This is a genomic window from Amycolatopsis sp. NPDC045836 (assembly GCF_056431745.1).
Genome location: NZ_JBWKKF010000031.1, coordinates 62742 through 86012, shown reverse-complemented (window position 1 = coordinate 86012; position 23271 = coordinate 62742). Strand labels below are relative to the sequence as shown.

Below are 23271 nucleotides of genomic sequence, written 5' to 3'. Positions count from 1 at the left end.
CCCGAGGTGGGCCGGTTGGATCTGGACACCGAAGATCTTGCCGTTTATTCCGCCGAGATGCCGGGCGTGGTGCAGTCGCCGACCGATCTGGCGTATGTGATCTTCACGTCGGGTTCGACGGGTGTGCCCAAGGGTGTGATGATCGATCACCTCGGTGTGCTGAACACCGTGGTCGACATCAATCAGCGCTTCGAGGTCACCCCGGGTGACCGGGTGCTGGGGTTGGCGTCGTTGAGTTTCGACCTGTCGGTGTACGACATTTTCGGCCCGCTGTCCGTCGGCGCGGCGCTGGTGCTGCCCGCACCGGATGGCGTGAAGGACCCTTCGCACTGGGTACGGCTGATCCACCGGCACGGCATCACTGTGTGGGACTCGGTGCCCATGCTGCTCCAGTTGCTGGTCGAGGCACCGGAGGCGAATGCGCAAACGCTTGCTTCGCTGCGGGTCGGCTTGCTGTCGGGTGACTGGATTCCGGTGTCGCTGCCGGACAGGGTGTGGGCGCTCAACCCCGGTATGAAGATCCACAGCGGAGGTGGTGCGACCGAAGCCTCCATCTGGTCGATCTCCTATCCGATCACGCACGTGGACCCGGGCTGGACGAGCGTTCCCTACGGCCGTCCGCTGGCCAACCAGCGCTTCTACGTCCTCAACGAGGCGCAGCAGGTGTGCCCGGTCGGGGTGGCCGGTGAGTTGTGCATCGGCGGTATCGGGGTGGCGCGGGGCTACTGGGGTGATGAAGAGCGCACGAACGCGAGTTTCCTGCCGGATCCGTTCTCCGATGACCCGCGTGCGTTGCTGTACCGCACCGGTGACCTGGGCCGGTGGCGGCCGGATGGGGTGATCGAGTTCCTCGGCCGTGTCGATCACCAGGTCAAGATCCGGGGTTTCCGGGTCGAGCTAGGCGAAATCGACTCCGTGCTCTCGGCGCACCCCGCGGTGGCCGAGTCGGTGACCGTGGTTCACGACGGTCGGCTGGCGTCGTACGTGGTTGCCGACGACGTGTCCGAGTTGCGCGACTGGGTGCGCGAGCGGCTGCCGGAGTACATGGTCCCGGCCGGGCTCACCCCGCTGGACGGGCTTCCGTTGTCGGTCAACGGCAAGGTGGACCGCTCGGCGTTGCCGGAACCCCGGTGGCAGGCGGCTGACGAGTTCGTCGAGGCCCGCTCCGAAACCGAACGGGTGCTCGCGGCGATCTGGGCCGAGGTGCTGGGCGTCGAGCGCGTGGGCGTGCGCGACAACTTCTTCGGCCTCGGTGGTGATTCGATCCTGTCCATCCAGATGGTGTCGAAGGCCGCCCAGCACGGCATCCACCTGACGCCCGCGCAGGTGTTCCGCGAACAGACCGTGGCACGCCTGGTCGAAGCGGTCGGCGAGCATTCGCTGATCCGGCGGCGGGAACGTGCGCCCGGGGCGGTTTCCCGGTTGTCCCGCGGCCAGGAAGCCCTTTGGTCCATTTATCGATTCGCCGACGAGTCGGGTGCCTACCACGTCGCCACCGCGATGCGAGTGCTGTCCGCTTTGGACCTGGATCAACTGGAAACTGCCTGGCAGGCCGTGGTTTCCCGGCACAGCCTGCTCGGTGCGGTGTTCGGCGAGGACGACCACGGCCCGTACTACCGGATCGATCCGCACACCACCGCCGACTTCCAGGTGGTGGACGCCCGTGCCGTGGCCGACTTCGACGGCCTGGTGGCCGACGAAGCCGACCGGCCGTTCGCGCTCGACGGCGGTGCGCCCGTCCGGCTCCGGGTGTTCGAGCGCGGCGACGGCGAGTCGGTGCTGCTGATCTGCGCGCACCACATCGTGGTCGACCTCTGGTCGTGCGTGGTGCTGCTGGAAGAACTCGCACTCGAATACCGGGGCGGGGCGACCATGCCGCCGCCGGCCGTCGAGTACGCCGACTTCGTCGACTGGCAGCGTGAACTGCTGGCCGGAGCGGACGGCCAGCGGCTGTGGGACTACTGGCGCGAGCGGCTCGGCGGTGACCTGCCCGTTCTCGCCCTGCCCGCGGACCGCCCGCGTCCGGCGGTGCAGTCGTTCCGCGGCGCGAACCGGGTGTTCGGCGTGGGCGCCGAAATCTCCAGCGGTCTCAAGGAACTCGGCGCCCGCCTCGGGGTGACGCCGTTCGTGGTGCTGCTGTCGGCGTACCAGCTGTTACTGCACCGGGAGACCGGGCAGCACCGGATCGTGGTCGGCTCGCCGACGGCCGGTCGCGGGCAGCCGGAAATCGACAACGTGGTCGGCTACTTCATCAACCCGCTGCCGATGGTCACCGACTTCACCCCCGGCATGTCCTTCGAAGACACCCTGCGGCAGGTGCAGGAGGTCGTGCTCGGGGCGTTCGAGCACGAGGACTTCCCGATGGCGGAGATGGTGGAACGGCTGGCGCCGGAGCGTGATTCGTCGTATTCGCCGCTGTACCAGACGATGTTCGTGATGCAGCGGGCACAGGCCCTCGACAACGAGGGGCTGGCACCGCTGGCGGTGGGGGCCGGGAACCGGTTGCAGGTCGGTGAGGGCGAGGCGATCGAGCTGCATTCGCTGGTGGTCGAGCCGGTGACCGTGCAGCGCCGGTGGTCGATGTTCGACCTGACCTGGATGGTCGCCGAGTCGGATGACGGGTTCCTGGTTTCGGTGGACTACAACACCGATCTGTTCGACGAGAGCACGGTCGACCGGTTCCTGGCGCACTTCCGGGTGCTGCTCGACGGGGTGCTCGCGGCGCCGGAGAAGCCGGTCGGCGAGGTGCCGTTGCTCACCGAGGCCGAGCGGAACCAGCTGGTCCGCGAGTGGAACGACACCGCCGTCGACTTCGGCGACGACGCGGCCGGGTGCGTGCACGAAGGCGTGTGGGCAGCGGGGACGCGTTACCCCACGGCAACGGCGGTCATCGCACACGACGGCCAGCTGAGCTACCGGGATCTGCTGGCGCGTGCCTCGCGGATCGGCTGGTGGTTGCGGGAGCGGGGTGCCCGGCCGAACGAGCTGGTGGGGGTGTGCCTGCCGAAGGGCACGGATCAGGTGGCGGCGGTGCTGGGTGTGGTTGCTTCGGGGGCGGCGTATTTGCCGCTGGACCCGGGGTTGCCGCAGGCTCGTCTGGCGGAGTTGATCGAACTCGGTCGGGTGCGGCAGGTCCTCACGCATTCGGATGTCGAGCTGCCCGAGGTGGGCCGGTTGAACCTGGACACCGAAGATCTTGCCGATTACTCCGCCGAGATGCCGGGCGTGGTGCAGTCGCCGACCGATCTGGCGTATGTGATCTTCACGTCGGGTTCGACGGGTGTGCCGAAGGGTGTGATGATCGACCACATTGGCGTGTTGAACACCGTGGTCGACGTCAATCGCCGGTTCGAGGTGACGCCCGAGGACCGGGTGCTCGGGCTGGCGTCGTTGAGTTTCGACCTGTCGGTGTACGACATTTTCGGCCCGCTGTCCGTGGGGGCTGCGCTGGTACTGCCCAAGCCGGACGGGGTCAAGGACCCGTCGCACTGGGTGCGGCTGATCGACCGGCACGAGGTCACCGTCTGGGATTCGGTGCCGATGCTGCTCCAACTGCTCGTCGAGGCACCGGAAGCGAATGCCGTCACACTCGCCTCACTGCGTGTCGGGCTGCTGTCCGGTGACTGGATTCCGCTGTCGCTGCCGGAAAAGGTGTGGGCGGTCAATCCGGAGATGCTGCTGTACAGCGGTGGTGGGGCCACGGAGGCGTCGATCTGGTCGATCTCGTACCCCATCACGCACGTGGACCCGGGCTGGACGAGCGTTCCCTACGGCCGTCCGCTGGCCAACCAGCGCTTCTACGTCCTCAACGAGGCGCAGCAGGTGTGCCCGGTCGGGGTGGCCGGTGAGTTGTGCATCGGTGGTATCGGGGTGGCGCGGGGTTACTGGGGTGATGAAGAGCGCACGAACGCGAGCTTCCTGCCGGACCCGTTCTCCGATGACCCGCGTGCGTTGCTGTATCGCACCGGTGACCTGGGCCGCTGGCGGCCGGATGGGGTGATCGAGTTCCTCGGCCGTGTCGATCACCAGGTCAAGATCCGGGGCTTCCGGGTCGAGCTAGGCGAAATCGACTCGGTGCTCTCGGCGCACCCCGCGGTCGACGAATCGGTGACCGTGGTCCACGACGGACGCCTGGCGTCGTACGTGGTTGCCGACGACGTGTCCGAGTTGCGCGACTGGGTACGGCAGCGGCTGCCGGAGTACATGGTCCCGGCCGGGCTCACCCCGCTCGACCGGTTGCCGCTGTCCGCCAACGGCAAGGTCGACCGCTCGGCGTTGCCGGAACCCCGGTGGCAGGCGGCTGACGAGTTCGTCGAGGCCCGCTCCGACCAGGAACGTGTGCTCGCCGGGATCTGGGCCGAAGTCCTCGGCGTGGACGAGATCGGCGTCCACGACAACTTCTTCGGCCTCGGCGGCGACTCGATCCTGTCCATCCAGATGGTGTCCCGGGCCGCCCAGCACGGCATCCACCTGACTCCGGCGCAGGTGTTCCGGGAGCAGACCGTGGCCCGGCTGGTCGAGGTGGCCGGTGAGGGCCCGGTGGTGGTGGCCGAGCAGGGGCCGGTGGTCGGTCCGGTCGAACTCGGGCCCGTGCAACGCTGGTTCTTCGGTTTGGAACTGGAGAACCCGCACCACTGGAACCAGGGCGTGGCGCTGGACTCGGCCATCGAACTGGACCCGGAACTGGTCGGTGAGGCACTGGGCAAGGTGCTCGCGCACCACGACGTGCTGCGATCGCGGTTCACCGGCCGCGCACAGGAGCAACTCGAGACCGGCGAGGTGCCGGTCGAACTGGTCGACGGCACCGGTCGCGATCCCGACGTGGTGCTGGCCGAAGCGGTCCGGGCCGCGCACCGCGGACTGGACATCGAGAACGGGCCGTTGCTGCGGGCGGTGGTGGTCGATCTCGGCGACGCCCAGCGGCTCGTGCTGGCCTGCCACCACCTGGTGATCGACGCGGTCAGCTGGCGGTTCCTGGTCGAGGACTTCGAACGGGCCTGCACCGGCCGGGGCGACCTCCCGCCGAAGACCACCTCGTTCGCCGAGTGGACCGCGCGCCTGCGTGACCTCGACGTCAGCGACCAGGCCGGGTACTGGCGCGGGGTGGCGAGCACGATCACCCCGCTGCCGGTGGACCGAGCCGGTCAGGACGTGCAGGCCAGTGCGGTCACCCGCCGCCTGGTGCTGCCCGCGGACAGCACCGCGGCACTGGCCGAGAGCGCCCGCCGGGCCAAGGCCCGCACCGGCGAACTCGTGCTCACCGCCTGCGCGCAGGGCCTGGCGGACTGGAGCGGCCGGGCGGGCATCACCATCGACGTCGAGGGCCACGGCCGCGAGCCGCTGTTCGACGACGTCGACCTGTCCCGGACGGCCGGCTGGTTCACCGTCATCCGCCCGGTGCACCTGCCGGTCGGCGGCGCGGAGGCGGCCGACGCCGTGCGCGTGGTCAAGCAAGCCCTGCGGGAGGCCCCGGACGGCGGCATCGGCTACGGCCTGCTGCGCGAGGAACTGGGGCTGCCCGACGCACCGGTGTTGTTCAACTACCTCGGGCAGGTCGATCCGTCGGCCACCGGAGACTCGGTGTTCCGGCTGCAACTGGACAACCCGGCGTGGGCGGGTGCCGCGCAGGCGCCGGAGAACACCCGCCACCACACGTTCGAAATCAACGCGGGCATCCACCGGACCGAACTGGTGCTGGACCTGACCTACTCGACCGAACGGCACAGCGAAGCCACCGCGGGTGAACTGCTCGACGGCATCCGGCGGCGCCTCGACTTGCTCGCCGGTCAGGAAAACGCCGACGCCGCCGCGCACACCAGCGACTTCCCGCTGGCCGGGCTCAGCCAGCAGGCGCTCGAAGACCTCATGGCCAAGATGGAAGGAAACGCCGGTGCCTAGGACCATCAAGGACATCTACCCGCTTTCCCCGGTCCAGCAGGGCCTGCTCTTCCACACCCTGTCGGCACCGGATTCCGGGGTCTACTTCGAGCAGTTCAGCGTGCGCCTGGAGGGCGAGCTGAACGCCGTGGCCTTCCGCGAAGCCTGGGAACGGCTGGTGCACCGGCACGACGTGCTCCGCGCGGCCGTGCAGTGGGAGGGCCTGGACACCCCGGTGCTGGTGGTGTTCGACCGGATCGAGCTGCCGTGGGCGGAGGCCGACTGGCGTGGGCTGAACGAAGCCGAGCAGGCCGCGAAGCTGTCGGAAACCCTGGCCGCGGACCGGGTCGAAGGCTTCGACCTCGGCCGCGCGCCACTGCTGCGGGTGGGCCTGTACCGGCTGGCCGACGACGCGTGGCAGGTGGTCTGGAACTACCACCACCTGCTGCTCGACGGCTGGAGTTCGGCCGCTGTGCTGCGTGAGCTGTTCCTGGGCTACGTGGCGTTGTGCGCGGGTGAAGAACCCCGGCTGCCGCCCGTCCGCCAGTACCGCGACTACCTCGGCTGGCTCCAGCGGCAGGACCTCGGTGCCGCGGAACGGTTCTGGCGGCAGTTGCTGGCCGGGGTGAGCGAGCCGACCGCACTCGGCATCGACCGCCCGGCCGAAGGTTTCCGCGGTGACGAGGACTACGACCGGCGCGAACTCCTGCTCCCGGCCGAGGTCGGCGCGCGCTTGGAGGAGGTTGCCCGTGAGCGCAGGCTGACGGTCAACACGATCTTCCAGGCCGCCTGGTCGCTGCTGCTGTCGCGGTACTCCGGCAGCGACGACGTGGTGTTCGGCGTGACCTCTTCCGGGCGCCCGGTGGACCTGCCCGGGGTCGAGGGAATCGCGGGCATGTTCATCAACACCCTGCCCGCCCGTGTGCGGGTCCCGCGGGAGCGGACGGTCGGCGACTGGCTGCCGGAGCTCCAGCGGGAGGAGACCGAGCGTCGGCAGTTCGAGTTCAGCCCGCTGGCCAAGGTGCAGGACTGGAGCGAGGTGCCGTCCGGGGCCACGCTGTTCGAGAGCATCCTCGTCTTCGAGAACTACCCGACCGACTTCTCCGTCCTGGACGAGGTCCGCGACCTGCGGGTCACCGAGTTGTTCGGCATCGAGCAGACCAACTACCCGCTCACCCTGCTGGTCGAACTCGGCACCCAGACCAAGCTGAAGGTGTGGTTCGACGAGACCCGGATCGACGCCGGGGCCGCCGAACGCCTGCTCGGGCACCTGTACACGCTGATCGAGGGGTTGATCGGCGACCCCGGCCGCCCGGTCGCCGGAATCGGCCTGCTCACCGAACCCGAACGGCGGCAGCTCGCTCGGTGGGCGGACACCGGCGTGGACTTCGGGGCGCCCGGATGCCTGCACGAACTCGTGGTGCGCCAGGCGGCGAAAACGCCGGACGCGGTGGCCGTGCGGTGTGGAGGCGAGGAACTGACCTACGCCGAACTCGACCGCCGGTCCAACCAGCTCGCCCACCACCTGATCGGCCGGGGGGTGGCCGCGGACCGGGTCGTCGGGCTGTGCCTGCACCGGTCGGCCGATCTCGTCGTCGCCATGCTCGGCGTGCTCAAGGCCGGGGGTGCGTACCTGCCGCTCGACCCCGACCACCCGGTGGACCGGCTGGAGTTCATGCTGCGTGACACCGGGGCGGTGCTCGTGCTGACCCAGGAGCACCTGCGGGCCGGGCTGCCGGGCGGTGTGCCGATCCTGGTGCTGGACCGCGAGTGGGACGGTTCGTACCCCGACACCCCGCCGGTCAAGCGGAGCGCGGCGACCGATCTGGCGTACGTCATGTACACCTCGGGGTCCACCGGCAATCCCAAGGGCGTGATGGTCGAGCACGCCGGCGTGTGGAACCGGCTGCGCTGGGGCCAGCACCACTACGGCCTGGACGCCTCGGCCGTGGTGCTGCAGAAGACCCCGTACACCTTCGACGTCTCGGTGTGGGAGTTCTTCTGGCCGCTGCTGGTCGGCGCGAAACTGGTGCTGGCGAAGCCCGAGGGTCACAAGGACCCCGATTACCTGGTGCGGCTGGTCCGCGACGAGCGGATCACCGTGCTGCACTTCGTGCCGTCGATGCTGCGGTACTTCCTCGCCGCGGACGGGGTTTCCGAGTTGTCGTCGGTGGAGCGGGTGTTCTGCAGCGGTGAGGCGCTGACGGCGGACCTGCGGGACCGGTTCTTCGAGCTGTTCGGCGCCGAACTGCACAACCTGTTCGGGCCGACCGAAGCGTCCATCGAGGTCACCCACTGGCAGTGCCTGCCGGAGCACACCGGTGACCCGGTGGTGCCGATCGGCCGCCCGATCGCCAACGTCAGCTGCCGCATCCTGGACCAGGCCGGCCAGCAGACCCCGGTCGGCGTGCCGGGTGAACTCTGCCTCGGCGGCATCGCCGTGGCCCGCGGTTACCTGGGCCGCGCCGACCTGACCGCGGAGAAGTTCATCGACGACCCGTTCACCGGCGGCAGGCTCTACCGCACCGGCGACCTCGCCCGGTGGCGGCCCGACGGGGTGATCGAATTCCTCGGCCGCAACGACGACCAGGTCAAGATCCGCGGCCAGCGGGTGGAACCGGGGGAGATCGAATCGGTCATCCTCACCCACCCCGCCGTGCACGAGGCCGCGGTGACCGTGCACGAGGTCGAGGGGCAGCAGCAACTCGCCGCCTACGTGGTGCCCGCGATCGACGCCGACGAGATCCGCGACTGGGTGCGGCAGCGGCTGCCCGAGTACATGGTGCCTGCCGGGGTGACCGTGCTCGACCGGCTTCCGCTGTCCGCCAACGGGAAGCTCGACCGCGGTGCGCTGCCCGAACCGGTCTGGCAGGGCGGTGCGGAGTTCGTCCCCGCCCGGTCTTCGCTGGAACAGGAACTCGCCGCGATCTGGGCCGAAGTGCTCGGCGTGGACCGCGTCGGCGTGCTGGACAACTTCTTCGCGCTCGGCGGCGATTCGATCCTGTCCATCCAGATGGTGTCGAAAGCCGCCCAGCACGGCATCCACCTGACGCCCGCGCAGGTGTTCCGCGAGCAGACCGTGGCGCGGCTGGTCGAGGTCGCCGGGCACGGGCCCGCCGTGCTGGCGCCGCAGGAACCGGTGACCGGGCCGGTCGAGCTGGGCCCGATCCAGCGCTGGTTCTTCGGCCTGGACCTGCCCGTGCGCAACCAGTGGAACCAAGGCGTGACGCTGGTTTCGGAGACCGCCTTCGACCCGGAACGCGTGCGGCACGCGCTGGCACGGGTGCTGGTGCAGCACGACGCGCTGCGCACGCGGTTCACCCGGGACGGCGCGCACCAGGTCGGCATCGACGAGCTCGACGTGCCGGTGGTGGTGGGCGACGACCCGGTGCGAGCCGCCCACACCGGCCTGGACCTGGAGCACGGACCGCTGCTCAAGGCCGCCGTCGACGGGACCAAGCTGGTGCTGGCCTGCCACCACCTGGTGGTCGACGCGGTGAGCTGGCGGTTCATCGTCGAGGACTTCGAGCGCGCCTACCTGGGCGACGGCGAGCTGCCCGCGAAGACCACCGCCTTCGCGCAGTGGACCGAACGGCTCGCCGGGCACGACGTCAGCGACCAGCTGGACTACTGGCGTGGCGTGCTGGCCACGGTCACCGAGTTCCCGGTCGACCGTCCCGGCCCCGACACCTGGGAAACCGCGGTGACCCGGCGGATCGCCCTGCCCGCCGAACTGACCGCCCGCCTGTCCGAGACCGCACGCCGGATGAAGGCGCGGGTGGACGAACTGGTGCTGACCGCCTGCGCGCAGGGCCTGGCCGACTGGACCGGCGACCCCGGCATCACCGTCGACGTCGAGGGGCACGGCCGTGAACCGCTGTTCGACGACATCGACCTCTCACGCACGGTCGGCTGGTTCACCACGATGCGCCCGGTGCACCTGCCGGTCGGTGCGGTCCAGGAGGTCGACGCGGTGCGGGCGGTGAAGCAAGCCCTGCGCGAGGCACCCGGCAACGGTCTCGGCTACGGCCTGCTGCGTGACCAGCTCGACGGCGCCCCGGCGGTGTTGTTCAACTTCCTCGGCCAGCTGGACGGCGTGAGCGGGGGCGCGTTCGCCCTGGCACTGGACGATTCCGAGGGGGCGCACGCCGGGGCGAACCCCCGCCACCACCCCGTCGAAATCAACGCCGGAATCCACGACGGCACCCTGACCGTGGAACTCACCTATCCCGGCACCCGCTACGAACAGTCCACAATAGACATACTGCTCGCCGAGATCCGCGGGCACCTGGACGCGCTGACCGCCACCACCGGTGGGTCGGCGGCGCGGGCGTACCTGCCCGGTGACTTCCCGCTCGCCGGGCTCACCGCGGCCGAGCTGGCGAAGATCACCGAGACCCACGGGCTGGTCGGCGACCTGTACCCGGCCACCACCATGCAGCAGGGCCTGCTGTTCCACACGCTGTCCGCTCCCGGTTCGGGGGTCTACTTCGAGCAGTTCAGCGTCCGGCTGGAAGGCGAACTCGACCCGGCCGCGTTCCGCGAAGCCTGGCAGCGGCTCGTCGACCGGCACGAGGCGCTGCGCTCGGCGGTCGAATGGGCCGGGCTCGACCGGCCGCTGATGGTGGTGTTCGACGGGATCGAGCTGCCGTGGTCCGAGGAGGACTGGCGTGGCCTGGACGCCGATGCGCAGGCCGAGCGGCTGTCGGCGTTGCTGGCCCGCCAGCGCGAGGACGGGTTCGAGCTGAACCGCGCGCCGCTGCTGCGCGTCGGCCTGTACCGGCTGGCCGACCAGGCGTGGCAGGTGGTCTGGAACTTCCACCACCTGCTGCTGGACGGCTGGAGTTCGGCCGCCGTGCTGCGGGAGCTGTTCGAAATCTACGTGCCGCTGTGCGACGGCCGCGCCCCCGGGCTGCCCCCGGTCCGCCAGTACCGCGACTACCTCGAATGGTTGCAGCGGCAGGACCTCGAAGCCGCGGAACGGTACTGGCGCGAACTGCTCGCCGGGGTCACCGAGCCGACGGCGCTCGGCGTGGACCGGCCGTCCGAGGGCGGACGCCGGGACGAGGACTACGACCGCCGCGAGGTCGTGCTGCCCGCCGAACTGGGCGCGAAGCTGGAAGAGGTGGCCCGGCGGCGACGGCTGACGGTGAACACCCTGTTCCAGGCGGCGTGGTCGCTGCTGCTGTCGCGGTACTCCGGCAGCGAGGACGTGGTGTTCGGGGTGACCTCCTCCGGGCGCCCGGTCGACCTGGCCGGCGCGGAGCACATCGCCGGGTTGTTCATCAACACCCTGCCCGCGCGGGTCACCTGCCCGGCCGGGCAGCGGCTGGGCCCCTGGCTGAGCGAACTGCAGCAGGCGCAGATCGACCAGCGGCAGTTCGAGTTCAGCCCGCTGACCAAGGTGGCCGAGTGGAGCGAGGTCCCGGCCGGGGTGCCGCTGTTCGAAAGCATCCTGGTGTTCGAGAACTACCCGGCCGACTTCTCCGTGCTCGACGAGCTCAGCCGCCTGCGCGTGGCGGACCTGCACAGCATGGAGCAGACCAACTACCCGCTGACCGTGGTGGTCGTCCCGGGCCCGGAGACCACGCTGAAGGTCTGGTTCGACCAGACCCGGATCGACGCCGGGGCCGCCGAACGCCTGCTCGGGCACCTGCGTGGCCTGCTCGAAGAGCTGACGGGCGAGGAGAACCGCGAAGTCGGCGAGCTCGGCCTGCTCACCGCGCCCGAAGCCGAACTGTTCGAACGGTGGGCCGAGACCACCGTCGACTACGGCGAGCCGGAATGCCTGCACCGGGTGATCGCCCGGCAGGCCGCGGCCACCCCGGACGCCGTCGCGGTCCGATGTGGGCACGAGGAGCTGAGCTACGCGGAACTGGACCGCCGGGCCAACCAGCTGGCGCACCACCTCATCGGCCGGGGTGTGCGGGCGGACCGGGTGGTCGGCGTGGCCGTGCGGCGGTCGGCCGAACTGGTGGTGGCCCTGCTCGGGGTGCTCAAGGCCGGTGGTGCCTACCTGCCGCTCGACCCGGACCACCCGGCCGAGCGCCTGGAGTTCCTGATCCGCGACACCGGCGCGGAACTGGTGCTCACCCAGGACGAGCTGCGTGACCGGATCCCCGGTCCGGTGCTGGCCGTCGACACCGCCGAGTTCGACGGCCCGGACACCGATCCCGGCGTCGGCGAACCCGCCGACCTCGCGTACGTCATCCACACCTCCGGGTCCACCGGCCGGCCCAAGGGCGTGATGCTCGAACACCGGGGGGTGTGGAACCGGCTGCGCTGGATGCAGGCCGAATACCCGATCGGCGCGGGTGACGTGGTGCTGCAGAAGACCCCGTACACCTTCGACGTCTCGGTGTGGGAGTTCTTCTGGCCGCTGATGACCGGCGCGCGCCTGGTGCTGGCGAAGCCGGACGGCCACCGCGACCCGGACTACCTGACCGGGCTGATCCGCGACGAGGGGGTCACGACCCTCCACTTCGTCCCGTCGATGCTGCGGTACTTCCTCGCCGCCGAAGGGGTTTCCGAACTGCCGTCGGTGCGGCGGGTGTTCTGCAGCGGTGAGGCGCTGACCGCCGATCTGCGGGACCGGTTCTTCGAGCTGTTCGACGCCGAACTGCACAACCTGTTCGGGCCGACCGAAGCGTCCATCGACGTGACCTACTGGCAGTGCCTGCCGGAGCACACCGGTGACCCGGTGGTGCCCATCGGCCGCCCGATCGCGAACACCACCTGCCGCATCCTCGACCACACCGGCCGGCAGACCCCGATCGGCGTGCCGGGTGAGCTGCACCTCGGCGGCATCGGCCTGGCCAGGGGTTACCTCGGCAGGCCGGAGCTGACCGGGGAGAAGTTCATCGAGGACCCGTTCACCGGCGGCAGGCTCTACCGCACCGGTGACCTGGCGCGGTGGCGGGCCGACGGGGTGATCGAATTCCTCGGCCGCAACGACGACCAGGTCAAGATCCGCGGCCAGCGGGTGGAACCGGGGGAGATCGAAGCCGTGCTCCGGGCCGACGACCTGGTCAAGCACGCGGCCGTGGTGGCCGACCAGGACGTGCTCGCCGCCTTCGTGGAGCCGGACTTCACCGCGGTCACCGGCCAGTCGCTGTCCTCGGCGCCCTGGCTGCGGCGGCACGTGGACCAGTGGCAGTCGCTGTACGAGCAGATCTACACCGAACCGGTGATCGAGGTCGACGCCGACTTCAACACCGCCGGCTGGCTGTCCAGCTACACCGGGCAGCCGATCCCGACCGGCGAAATGCTCGAGTGGCGTGATCGCACGGTCGACCGGATCCTCGGCCTCCAGCCGAAGCGCGTGCTGGAGATCGGCTGCGGCACCGGCATCCTGCTCACCCGGATCGCGCCGGAGGTCACCGCGTACCACGGCACGGACATGTCGGCCACGGCCATCGAGTACGTGCGCGGACGGCTCGCCGATCGTTGCGAGCACGTGACGCTGGAGCAGCGCGAGGCGGTCGACTTCGCCGGTATCCAGCCGAACAGCGTGGACGTGGTGGTGCTCAACTCGGTCACCCAGTACTTCCCGGACGTGGCCTACCTGGTCGAGGTGATCCGCGGGGCGGTGGACGCGCTGGTGCCCGGCGGTTCGATGTTCGTCGGTGACGTGCGGAACCTGCGGCTGCTGGACACCCTGCACGCCTCGGTCCAGGTGGCGCAGGCACCCGCCGACGTGCCGGCCGCGGACGTGGTGCAGCGCGTCCGGCACCTGACGCGGGTGGAGAACGAGCTGCTGGTCGACCCCCGGTTCTTCACCCGCCTGCGGGAGAAGGTGCCGGAGCTGGGCCGGATCGGCATCAGCCCGAAGGAAGGCGCCTACGACAACGAGCTGAGCCGGTTCCGGTACGACGTGGTGCTGGAGAAGGCAGCCGCCCCGCACGTCCAGGTGGACGCGCGGTGGCTCGACTGGGACCGCGGCGAACTGACCTGGGACGCGGTGGCCACCATGGTCCGCGGTGGTGCCAGGGAGCTGATCGCGCTGGCCCGCGTGCCCAACGCCAGGGTGCGGCGGCACCACGACCGGTGGCAGCGCCTGCTCGCCGCCTCCGGGGAAACCACGCTCGGCGAGGCGCTGGCCGGTGCCGAGCGCGAGGCCGTCGACCCGGAGCGGCTGCGGGCGCTGGGGCGTTCGTGCGGGTACGAGGTCGAGATCAGCTGGGCCGCCGGTCACCGCGACGGCGCCTTCGACGTGATCCTGCGCAAGGCCGGGCAGCCGCGGGCCGACTTCCGCCCGCCGGGGACCGGGGACGAGCTGCTCGAACCGGCGAACCTGCCGGTGCGGCACGAACTCGGGGCCGACCTGCGGGGCAGGCTGCTGGATGAGCTGACCCGGAAGCTGCCGTCGCACCTGGTCCCGTCGACGCTGACCGTGCTCGACGCGATGCCGATGACCACCTCCGGCAAGGTCGACCGCAAGGCGCTCAACGCCAGGCGTGGGGCGCACCGGCCGGAAAAGCCCTACGTGGCGCCGCGGGACGCGGTGGAACTGCGGCTGGCCCGCACCTGGGAGAAGGTGCTCGACGTCGAGCGCGTCGGCGTGCTGGACGACTTCTTCGAGCTGGGCGGCGATTCGCTGGTGGCGATCCGCCTGGCGACCGAGGTGCAGCGCGCCTTCGACGTCAAGATCACGCTGGCCGGCCAGCTCGCCGCGCGCACGGTCGAGCAGGAGGCCGCGTTGCTGCGCGGGGAAGGCGGTGCGCGGTGGCGGCCGCTGGTGGAGCTCACCCCCGGCGAGGGCACACCGGTGTTCTGCGTGCACCCGGCTGGCGGCAGCGTGCTCTGCTACGGCGAACTCGCCCGCCGGCTCGGCCGCGACCAGCCGTGCTACGGGCTGGCCCCGCTCGGCCTCGAAGAGGGCCAGGAGGCCGACGACAGCATCGCCGTGATGGCCGGGCGCTACCTCGCCGAGGTGCGCGCGGTCCGGCCGCACGGCCCGTACCACCTGGCCGGCTGGTCGCTCGGCGGCGTGGTCGCGCTGGAGATGGCGGCCCGGCTGGAGGCCGAGGGCGAGCGCGTCGAACTGGTCGCGATGATCGATTCGGTGGCCCCGGAACTGGTCGACGGGAACGTGGACGACGCCGACGTGATCGCCGAGTTCTTCGCCGGGGTGCCGCTGGACCCCGACCACCTGCGCACGCTGGAACCCGACGCGGCCATCGAGGCGGCGATGGCCGCGGCGGCGAAGGTCAACGCGCTGCCCACCGGCCTCGACGCCACCCGGCTGCTGCGCCTGCGTGATGTCCACAAGCGACACATCGCGGCGCTGGTTTCCCACCGCGCGGCCAGGTACCACGGTGACGTGGTGCTGTTCCGCGCGTCGGACACCCCGGTCACCCAGCCCGCCTACGGCTGGGAGAACACCGTCAAGGGCAGGCTGGAGATCATCGGCGTGCCGGGCAACCACCAGACCGTGCTGAGCCCTCCCGGCGTGCAGCGGATCGCGCGCGAACTCGGCTCCCGGATCGGCGATTGAAGAGGAGAAGCATGTACGACGTGATCGTGGTGGGTGCCGGGCCGTCCGGCCTGAACGCGGCCCTGGTCCTGGGCCGCGCCCTGCGGCGGGTGCTGCTGGTGGATTCCGGGGAACCCCGCAACGCGCGGGCGCACGCGATGCACGGTTTCCTCAGCCGGGACGGCATCGACCCGGCGGAGTTCCGTGAGATCGCCAGGGCGGACCTGGCCAAGTACGAAACGGTGACGGTGCGCGACGTCGCGGTGTCGTCGGTGACCGCGGGCGAAGGGGGTGCGTCCGTGGTGCTCGCCGACGGCTCCGCCGAACGAGCGCACAGCGTGCTGCTGACCGTGGGCCGCCGTGACCGGCTACCCGAGGTCGACGGGGTGGCCGAACTGTGGGGCGAGGGTGTCCACGGCTGCCCGTACTGCCACGGTTTCGAGGTGCGCGGGCAGAAGCTGGCGGTACTGGGGGCGGAGACTTCGGCGGCGCACCTGGCCGTGCAGCTGACCCGCTACAGCCCCGACGTGGTGCTGTTCACCAACGGCACCCCGGAGTTCGACGAAGAGGCGGCGGCCGCGCTGAAGGTGTGCGAAGTGGAGGTCCGGACCGAGGCGGTGGACCAGGTCACCGGTGCCGACGGCCGCCTCACCGGGGTGACGGTCGCGGGGGAGACCGTGGCACGCGATGCCATGTTCATCAAGACCCCGCTCGACGCACACGGCGCCCTGGCCGAAGCGCTGGGTTGCGAGCTGATGGACGACGGCTCCGTGCGCATCGACGAGCACGGGCACACCTCGGTCGACCGGGTCTACGCCGCCGGCGAGGCCGCCCGGTTGCCGAACTGGCCGTCACCGTGGATCCACGCGGTGACCAGCGCGGCGCTGGGGGCGATGGTGGCGTTGAGCATCGACCACGACCTGATCGTCGCGGACGTGCGGTCGAAGTTCGGGAGTTGAGCCGAACCCCTCACCTGGCCGTGCTGGCCCAGCCGGTCAGGTGGGGGATCTTCACCCCGAACGGCCCGTGCAGCAGGAATTCTTCGGTCTCCACCCGCTCGAACCCGGCGGTTTCGATGGCGAGGCCGGTGTCGCGGGCCGGGTCGCAGCCGCCGTCGAGCCAGCGCGAGAGCGGCGCGACCCGCTGCTGCGCCCAGCGCGACCAGGTGCCTTCCGGCGCGGCGACGTGCTCCAGGAACACGTACCGGCCACCCGGCCGCAGCACCCGGACGATCTCGGCGAGCACCCGGTGCTGGTCCTCGACCGAGCACAGCACGATCGTGCCGACCACCGCGTCCACGCTGTGCTCGGCCAGCGGAATGGCCTCCGCCACCCCGCCGACGACCGAGCCGTTCGCCCGCTGCCGCAGGCGTTCGTGCAGGTACGGATTCGGTTCCAGGCCGAGCCACCGGATCCCCCGCGGGAAGTGCGCGGTGTTCGCCCCGGCCCCCGGGCCGATCTCCAGCACCGTGCCGGTCAGGCCCGCCAGCAGTTCCCGCCGCTGCGGGGTGTACATGCCCGCCCCACCGGCGGACCGGTTGCGGGCGGCCCGGCGCCAGCTCCTCGCGGTGCGCGTGGCCATCACCCGCGCGCCACACGTGGCCGACGGAGGACCACCACACGTGCCATGGGACCGAGGCTAATCACCTGACCGCTGGCAGGACACCCAGTCTTGACGCAACCAGTCGGTTGCCATAGAGTTGCAACCAGTTGGTTGCCACTATGAGGAGGATCCCATGGCGTTCCCCGATCGCATCGAGCGCACCGTCGAAATCGGCAAGCCGCGGAGCCAGGTCTGGGCGGCGCTGACCACCGCCGAGGGGCTGGGCACCTGGTTCGGCAACCAGGCGTCGATCGACCTGCGCCCCGGCGGGTCCGGGCAGCTGAAGTGGGACGACGGCAACCAGGCCGACCTGCGCGTGGAACGGGTCGAGGAGCCGTCGGTGTACGGCTTCACCTGGCACATCTACGGCCTGCCCGAAGGCGACCCGCGCCGCACCTACGTCGAGTTCACCCTCGAACCGGCCGGAGCGGGCACCCGGCTGACGGTGGTCGAATCCGGGTTCGCGCAACTGCCGGACGAGGACCACGCCAAGGCGTTCGACGGCAACGTCCGCGGCTGGGCGAGCGAACTGGGCGAACTGGTGACCTACCTCGATGCCGCCTGAAGCCGACACCGAAGCTGTCGCGGAACAGGTCTTCACCGCGCTCGCCGATCCGAGCCGGCGCGCCCTGCTGGCCGCGCTGGCCGCGGCGGGCCCGGCCACGGCCACCGACCTGGCCGGCCGCCTGCCGATCACCCGGCAGGCCATCGCCAAGCACCTGGCCCTGCTCGCCGACGCCGGGCTGGTCACCGCCGAGCCGGGGGAGCGCCGCCGGGTGCGGTACCGGCTGCGGTCGGCCCCGATGCAGGTGGCGCAGCAGTTCCTGGCCGCGCTGGCGCGTGACTGGGACAGCCGCCTGGACGCACTGAAAACCCAACTCGAAAAGGACTGAAACCTTGAGCGACACCGCATTCACCACCGCGTTCACCGTGGACCGCCCGCCTGCCGAGGTCTTCGCCGCCGTGCTCGACGTGCGGGCCTGGTGGTCGGCCGACATCGACGGCGACACCGACCGCCTCGGGGGCGAGTTCGAGTACCGGAGCGCCGAGTTGCACACCTGCCGCGCGCGGCTGACCGAACTGGTGCCGGGCCGCCGGGTTTCGTGGCTGGTGCTGGAGAATTATTTCCAGTTCACCGAGGACAAAACCGAGTGGGTCGGTACCACGGTGGAATTCGAGGTCACCGGGCGGGACGGCCGGACCGAGGTCCGCTTCACCCACCGCGGCCTGGTCCCCGCCTACGAGTGCTACGACATCTGCACCAGCGCGTGGACCCACTACATCGGCACCAGCCTGCGTGAACTGATCGAGACCGGGCGGGGCCGGCCCAACCCGCGGTTGTCCGACGCGTCGGTCGAAATCGCTGGATAGTTCCAGTAAGTTCCGCCAACCGGCGTAATCTACGCGATCGTGCGTACCCGTATCACCACCCGTAGTAACACTGTGGGAGTGTTCACCTGATCTAGGGGTGGCTACCCTGGACGAGTCGGCGCGTCGAGGTGAAGGGTGGCGTAGGGCGATGGAACCCGCGACGGATCTGGGGCGGCGGCTCCGGGAGATTCGCGGGTGGCGCCAGCTCAGCCTGCGGGCGGTGGCCCAACTTTCCGGTTATTCGTTCACCTACCTCGGCCAGATCGAGCGCGGTGAGAAGCCGGTCAACAGCAGGCGGGTGCTCGAAGCGCTGGCCCGCACGCTCCGCGTCTCGCCCACCGAACTGACCGGCAAGCCCTACGTCGCCAGGGACCCGCTGGACGACGACGTCCGGGCCGGGGTGCCCGCGGTGGAGGAGGCGCTGACCGGCTGGTGGGTCGGCGAGGTGCCGGAATCGCCGGTGCGGCCGTGGGCGCAGGTCACCGCCGACGTGCGGCGGCTGAACAAGGTGCTCCGCCCGGACGCCGACTTCGCCGCCCAGGTGGAGCTCATCCCGCGGCTGATCCGCGAACTGCTGGCCGTTTCGGCCGGCCCGGCGCACCGCCGTGACGCGCTGATCGGCCTGATCAGCACCTACAAGGCCGCCGCCTACCTGGTGCACGACCTCGGCTTCGCCGGGCTGCCCGCGCTCGCGGTGGAGCGCATGCACCAGGCGGCCGAGGGGCTCGACGATCCGGTGTGGACCACCTACGCCGCCTACCAGCGCGCGCAACTGCTGTCCGGGGCGAACCGGGCGCGGCAGTACGAACTGGCCGTGCGGGTGGCCGAGATGCCCGGCACCCGGCCCGAAACGGCCGGGCTGGCGCACCTGACCGCCGCGCTGGCCTCGGCCACCAGCGGCCAGGCCGACCAGGCGGACACCCACCTCGCCGAAGCCGCCGCGCTGGCCGCGCGGCTCGGGCCGGACGTGAGCCCGTGGATGGACACCAACTTCGGCCGGACCAACGTCGGCATCTGGCAGGTGACCATCGGCCTGGAGCTCGGCATGGGGGCCGGGGTCGCCGAACTGGCCCGCCGGGTGCGGCCGGCCGGGGTGTCGCGCTCCCGGCAGTCAGCCTTCTGGATGGATCTGGGCCGCGGTCTGCTCACTGAGCGGAAGACCCGCGAGCAAGGGCTCTCCGCGTTGCTGAAGGCCGAGGAGCTGGCCCCGCAGAAGGTCCGCAACAACGTTTTCGCTCGTGAGGCCGTCGCTGACCTGCTCGGTAGCGCCCGCCGCGACGCCGGTGGCCGCGAACTGCGCGGGCTGGCCTGGCGCATGGGCGTTGCCCCAACCGGGTAAACCACGGCTTCTGTGCACTTCTGGTGCACAAGTCGCTCCGCACTGCGCCTAGCGTGATGATTCGATCACAGGAGGTGCTGGTGCCAGGCGAAAGATCGGAGCCGCGACCGCCGTACCGGGCGGAGGACGAGAGCCCCGCCGAGTTCGTCAGCCGGGTCTTCCGGACCTGCCGCGGCTGCGGGACCCGCTTTCCCGATGCCTGGACCTGCCTCTTCCACGAATGCCGCTGCACCGCCGACAGCAGGCCGTCGCGGCCGCCGACCGACGCCGAGCCCGGCGCCTGGTTCGCCACCGCCCGGTCCGCTCCCCCCGCCCCCGGTGGAACGGGCTGACCCCCGACCCGTCCGTTCCGCTGGGTTCCACCCGTCACCGGGGTCCGAAGAGGACTCCGCACACCGGACAGTCCGCTTAGGACCACCGGTGGTGGCGGTGAGTAACCGTTGGACTGTGGACACAGTGATTTCCCGCCGCCTGTTCCCTCGACTTTTCGCGCACGGTAACGTCTGTTCTCGGCGTCGGCGCGAGAGCGGGGTGATCGGCATCGAGGCCGGGACGACGGCGGATTCGGCTACCGAACTGCTGGTGCTGCTCGACCGGCTGCGTGCGCAGACCGGCCGCGAAGACGTGCCGAAGCGCGATGTCCTGGACGACAACCTCAGCTTGCTCGCCGACGACATGCGGGCGCTCCAGCGCGGGGTGCCCGGCACGGTCCACCCCGAGCTGACGCTGAGCCGCTGGTCGAAGGTGCAGTCCCTGCTCGGCGGCCGGGCCAGGTTCGCCCCGCTGGTCTCGGCGATCTCCAGCCGCATCGAGCACCTGTTCCGCTGAGCCCGCGCACACCCGGCGCACAGCCCGTTCACAGCGGAGCGCGCTTGGCTGACCGCCATGGCCAAAAAAGTGGGTGCGCTCGCGCTGCTGGTGCTGGCGGCGTTCGCCGTGCGCACGCTGTTCTTCGACTACCGCTCCGGGGACTACGAGATGTTCCTGTCGCGCTGGTACGAGTTCATCGAGCAGCACGGCGGCTGGCGCGCGCTGCGGTACGAGTTCGCCAACTACAACGCGCCGTACCTGTACCTGCTGGTGGTGCTGAGCTACCTGCCGGTACCGCCGCTGCTCGGGATCAAGCTGATTTCGATCGCCTTCGACTTCGTGCTGGCCTGCTTCGCCTACCGGCTGGTCGAGTTGCGCCACCCCGGCCGCTGGTGGCCGGTGCTCGCCGGGGCGGTGGTGGCCTTCCTGCCGACCGTCGTGCTGAACAGTTCGATGTGGGCACAGGCGGATTCGAGCTACTCGGCGTTCGCGCTCGGCGGGCTGTACTTCGCGCTGCGCCACCGCCCGTACCTGGCCGGTGCCTTCTTCGGGCTGGCGCTGGCGTTCAAGCTGCAGGCGGTGTTCCTGTTCCCGGTGTTGCTGCTGCTGGTGCTCGCCAAGCACCTGCCCTGGCGGGTGTTGCTGCTGGTCCCCGGGGTCTACCTGCTGCTCGACGTGCCCGCGTTGCTGATCGGCGCGGACCCGGTGCCGCTGCTGGCGGTCTACGCCTCGCAGACCGAAACCCACGGTCAGCTCACGCTCAACGCGCCGAACGCCTACCAGTTCCTCACCGAGGTCACCGACACCGGCCTGCTCAAGGCGGCCGGGGTGGCCCTGACCGGGTTGCTGCTGCTCGGCGGGATCATCGCGCTGCTGGCCGGGGCGACCGAGCTGACCACCACGCGAATACTGCTGCTGGCCACGGTTTCCGCGTTGCTGGTGCCGTTCCTGCTGCCCGCCATGCACGAGCGGTACTTCTTCCTCGCCGACGTGCTCACCGTCGTCGCCGCGTTCCACCTGCCGCGCCTGCTGTGGCCACTGCCGGTCCTGACCCAGTTCGGGTCGTTGTTCTCGTACCTGCCGTACCTGGCGCCGGACGCGGCCCCTGTGGACCTCCGGGTGCTGGCGGTGGTGGTGCTGGCGGCGTTGGTGCTGGCGGTCTGGGTGACCGTGGAGCAGCTGGCGGCGCCGGTCAGCGGCAGACCGGCGGCAGCCAGCCGGGGGTGGTGACCACCTCCGCCGGGCCCACCGGCATCTGCGTGCCGAAGCTGAACCCGACCAGGCTGCCGTCGCAGACCGGCACCCCGGCCGGGCCGCCGGAGGTCTGCGAGCTGCGCCAGGCGACCGGGTCGATGCCGACGCGCCACACCTTCCAGTACGGCCGGCCGTCCTGGTGGCCGGCGCAGTCGTCTTCGGCCGGGGCGGGCACGCCGTTGATCCGGCAGACGTAATCGGGTTCGCCGTAGGCCCCGGTGCCGTGACCCAGTTCGAGGTCGAGCCCGGTTCCGGCCAGCGCCTGCTCGGCGTTGGTGGCGCCGTGCGCGCAGCGGACCACGAGTTCGCCGGGCAGGGAGACGGCGACCGTGACGCCGCCGCAGGACTGCGGGGTTGACGCCGGGGGCACGGGGACGGTGATCAGCAGGGACGCGAGCACGGGAATAAGAGGCACAAATCGGACAATACGGGGGAGTGGTTTCCGGCGCAGCTTGAACCGCGTGTAGCGCAGATCACTTCCGATTGGCGGGAGGCTTGGGTGGATTGTTCCCTTTGAGCGAATAACGGACTGGTTGAAACGAGTGAAACGGGAGAAAGATGTGGACTCTCGATCGAGTTCATCCGGAAGGGTGAACCGATTTCTCTGGGGTCCGAAAGGTTCGAACCGTGACACGCAGACGTCTCACCGCCATCCTGCTCCCGCTCGGCCTCGTCGTGGCGACGCTGACCACCGGCGGCGCCGCCGCCCAGTCGCAACTGCCGCTGCAGAGCCCGATCAACGTCACCCCGGGCGCGGTCAAGCTCGACGCGCACCAGCCGCGGCTCGAGGTGGCCTACGGGCACTCCGAGCTGGAGCTGGAGTACGTCCGGAAGGACAACGCCGACCCGGCGGGTTGCACCGCGCGCCACCACGAGGAGACCGAGGAAGCCGTGGTCACCCCGGGTGCCGGGCACGTCACCGTGGCCGGGGTGCGGTACGAGCTGGAGCAGTTCCACTTCCACACCCCGTCGGAGCACAAGTTCGCCGGTCACGCCGATCCGCTGGAAATGCACCTGGTGCACCGGAGCGCGGCGGGGAAGCTGCTGGTGATCGGGGTGCCGTTGCGGGCGGGTGCTCCGTCTACTGTGGACACGGTGCTGGCGGCGCTGGCGCCGGAGTGCGGGGCGCCGGTTGTGGTTCCCGGGGTTGATCTGAATTCTTTGCTGCCGGTCAACCGGAGTACGCTGCGCTATCGGGGTTCGTTGACCACGGCGCCGTTCAGTGAGGGTGTGCAGTGGTTCCTGACCGCGGAACTGACTGTTTCGGCGGAGACCATCGCCCGGTTCCAGGGGTTGTTCACGTCGGGGAATGCGCGGGGGGTGCAGCCGTTGAACGGGCGGACGGTCAGTGCGGTTCCGCAATTCTGAGTTCATGGACGGGGACCCACCCCGGTTTTTAGTGTGACTACGGCGGAGGAGGCTTTGTCAAGGCGGGAAAGATGCCTTGACAAAGCCTCCTCCGCCGTGTTTTGGCTGCGGGCCGGGGTGGGACGGGGGGGGCTGGGTGGGGGCTTGGGTTGGGGTGGCTCGCTCGCCTTTGGTT

At 70.4% G+C, this 23271-nt stretch carries 13 protein-coding genes; 11 read left to right on the top strand and 2 right to left on the bottom strand.

What is annotated here, in order from left to right; genetic code table 11:
• Positions 1–15: 15 nt before the first annotated feature.
• The 3 genes from AC07EG_RS36820 to AC07EG_RS36810 are packed head-to-tail and all read left to right on the top strand — an operon-like array spanning position 16 to position 16311.
• On the top strand, positions 16–5898 hold the full coding sequence (locus tag AC07EG_RS36820; RefSeq protein ID WP_478257890.1) for an amino acid adenylation domain-containing protein: 5883 nt from the start codon (positions 16–18) through the stop codon (positions 5896–5898).
• Entirely contained in the window at positions 5891–15373 is a 9483-nt protein-coding gene (locus AC07EG_RS36815) for an amino acid adenylation domain-containing protein (protein ID WP_478257889.1), read from the top strand. Before AC07EG_RS36820 ends, AC07EG_RS36815 begins: the two co-directional genes overlap by 8 nt.
• A gap of 11 nt (positions 15374–15384) precedes the next feature.
• Positions 15385–16311 carry an NAD(P)/FAD-dependent oxidoreductase gene (locus AC07EG_RS36810; protein ID WP_478257888.1) on the top strand — a complete coding sequence of 309 codons (927 nt, stop codon included), beginning with the start codon at positions 15385–15387 and terminating at the stop codon, positions 16309–16311.
• A 10-nt stretch (positions 16312–16321) separates the two neighbouring features.
• Here AC07EG_RS36810 and AC07EG_RS36805 read toward each other — a convergent pair whose 3' ends face one another.
• Positions 16322–16933: a class I SAM-dependent methyltransferase gene (locus AC07EG_RS36805; protein WP_478257887.1), complete on the bottom strand. Its 612-nt coding sequence runs from the start codon at positions 16931–16933 to the stop codon at positions 16322–16324.
• A 154-nt stretch (positions 16934–17087) separates the two neighbouring features.
• Between AC07EG_RS36805 and AC07EG_RS36800 the strand changes: the two genes are divergently transcribed.
• From AC07EG_RS36800 to AC07EG_RS36770, 7 genes are all read left to right on the top strand, one after another.
• Positions 17088–17519, top strand: a complete 432-nt coding sequence (locus tag AC07EG_RS36800) for an SRPBCC domain-containing protein (protein ID WP_478257886.1) — start codon at positions 17088–17090, stop codon at positions 17517–17519.
• On the top strand, positions 17509–17847 hold the full coding sequence (locus tag AC07EG_RS36795) for an ArsR/SmtB family transcription factor (protein ID WP_478257885.1): 339 nt from the start codon (positions 17509–17511) through the stop codon (positions 17845–17847). The genes AC07EG_RS36800 and AC07EG_RS36795 overlap by 11 nt, the downstream gene beginning before the upstream one ends.
• 4 nt (positions 17848–17851) lie before the next feature.
• Entirely contained in the window at positions 17852–18325 is a 474-nt protein-coding gene (locus AC07EG_RS36790; protein WP_478257884.1) for an SRPBCC family protein, read from the top strand.
• A gap of 148 nt (positions 18326–18473) precedes the next feature.
• On the top strand, positions 18474–19664 hold the full coding sequence (locus AC07EG_RS36785) for a helix-turn-helix domain-containing protein (protein WP_478257883.1): 1191 nt from the start codon (positions 18474–18476) through the stop codon (positions 19662–19664).
• Between the two features lie 80 nt (positions 19665–19744).
• Complete coding sequence (locus AC07EG_RS36780) at positions 19745–19996, top strand: hypothetical protein (protein WP_478257882.1); 252 nt, start codon at positions 19745–19747, stop codon at positions 19994–19996.
• Positions 19997–20195: 199 nt separating this feature from the next.
• Positions 20196–20492, top strand: a complete 297-nt coding sequence (locus AC07EG_RS36775; RefSeq protein WP_478257881.1) for a hypothetical protein — start codon at positions 20196–20198, stop codon at positions 20490–20492.
• A 57-nt stretch (positions 20493–20549) separates the two neighbouring features.
• Positions 20550–21704: a hypothetical protein gene (locus AC07EG_RS36770; protein ID WP_478257880.1), complete on the top strand. Its 1155-nt coding sequence runs from the start codon at positions 20550–20552 to the stop codon at positions 21702–21704.
• On the opposite strand, the gene AC07EG_RS36765 is transcribed toward AC07EG_RS36770, so the two are convergent.
• Positions 21667–22143, bottom strand: coding sequence for a hypothetical protein (locus tag AC07EG_RS36765; protein WP_478257879.1), 477 nt, complete (start codon positions 22141–22143; stop codon positions 21667–21669). The two genes, AC07EG_RS36770 and AC07EG_RS36765, sit on opposite strands and share 38 nt — an antisense overlap.
• Positions 22144–22355: 212 nt before the next feature.
• Between AC07EG_RS36765 and AC07EG_RS36760 the strand changes: the two genes are divergently transcribed.
• Positions 22356–23096, top strand: a complete 741-nt coding sequence (locus tag AC07EG_RS36760) for a carbonic anhydrase family protein (protein ID WP_478257878.1) — start codon at positions 22356–22358, stop codon at positions 23094–23096.
• Positions 23097–23271: the final 175 nt, after the last annotated feature.

Coding starts and splice junctions, on each gene's coding strand:
- AC07EG_RS36785 (WP_478257883.1), top strand. CDS start 18,474: ATGGAACCCGCGACGGATCTGGGGCGGCGGCTCCGGGAGATTCGCGGG.
- AC07EG_RS36800 (WP_478257886.1), top strand. CDS start 17,088: ATGGCGTTCCCCGATCGCATCGAGCGCACCGTCGAAATCGGCAAGCCG.
- AC07EG_RS36795 (WP_478257885.1), top strand. CDS start 17,509: ATGCCGCCTGAAGCCGACACCGAAGCTGTCGCGGAACAGGTCTTCACC.
- AC07EG_RS36770 (WP_478257880.1), top strand. CDS start 20,550: ATGGCCAAAAAAGTGGGTGCGCTCGCGCTGCTGGTGCTGGCGGCGTTC.
- AC07EG_RS36805 (WP_478257887.1), bottom strand. CDS start 16,933: ATGGCCACGCGCACCGCGAGGAGCTGGCGCCGGGCCGCCCGCAACCGG.
- AC07EG_RS36810 (WP_478257888.1), top strand. CDS start 15,385: ATGTACGACGTGATCGTGGTGGGTGCCGGGCCGTCCGGCCTGAACGCG.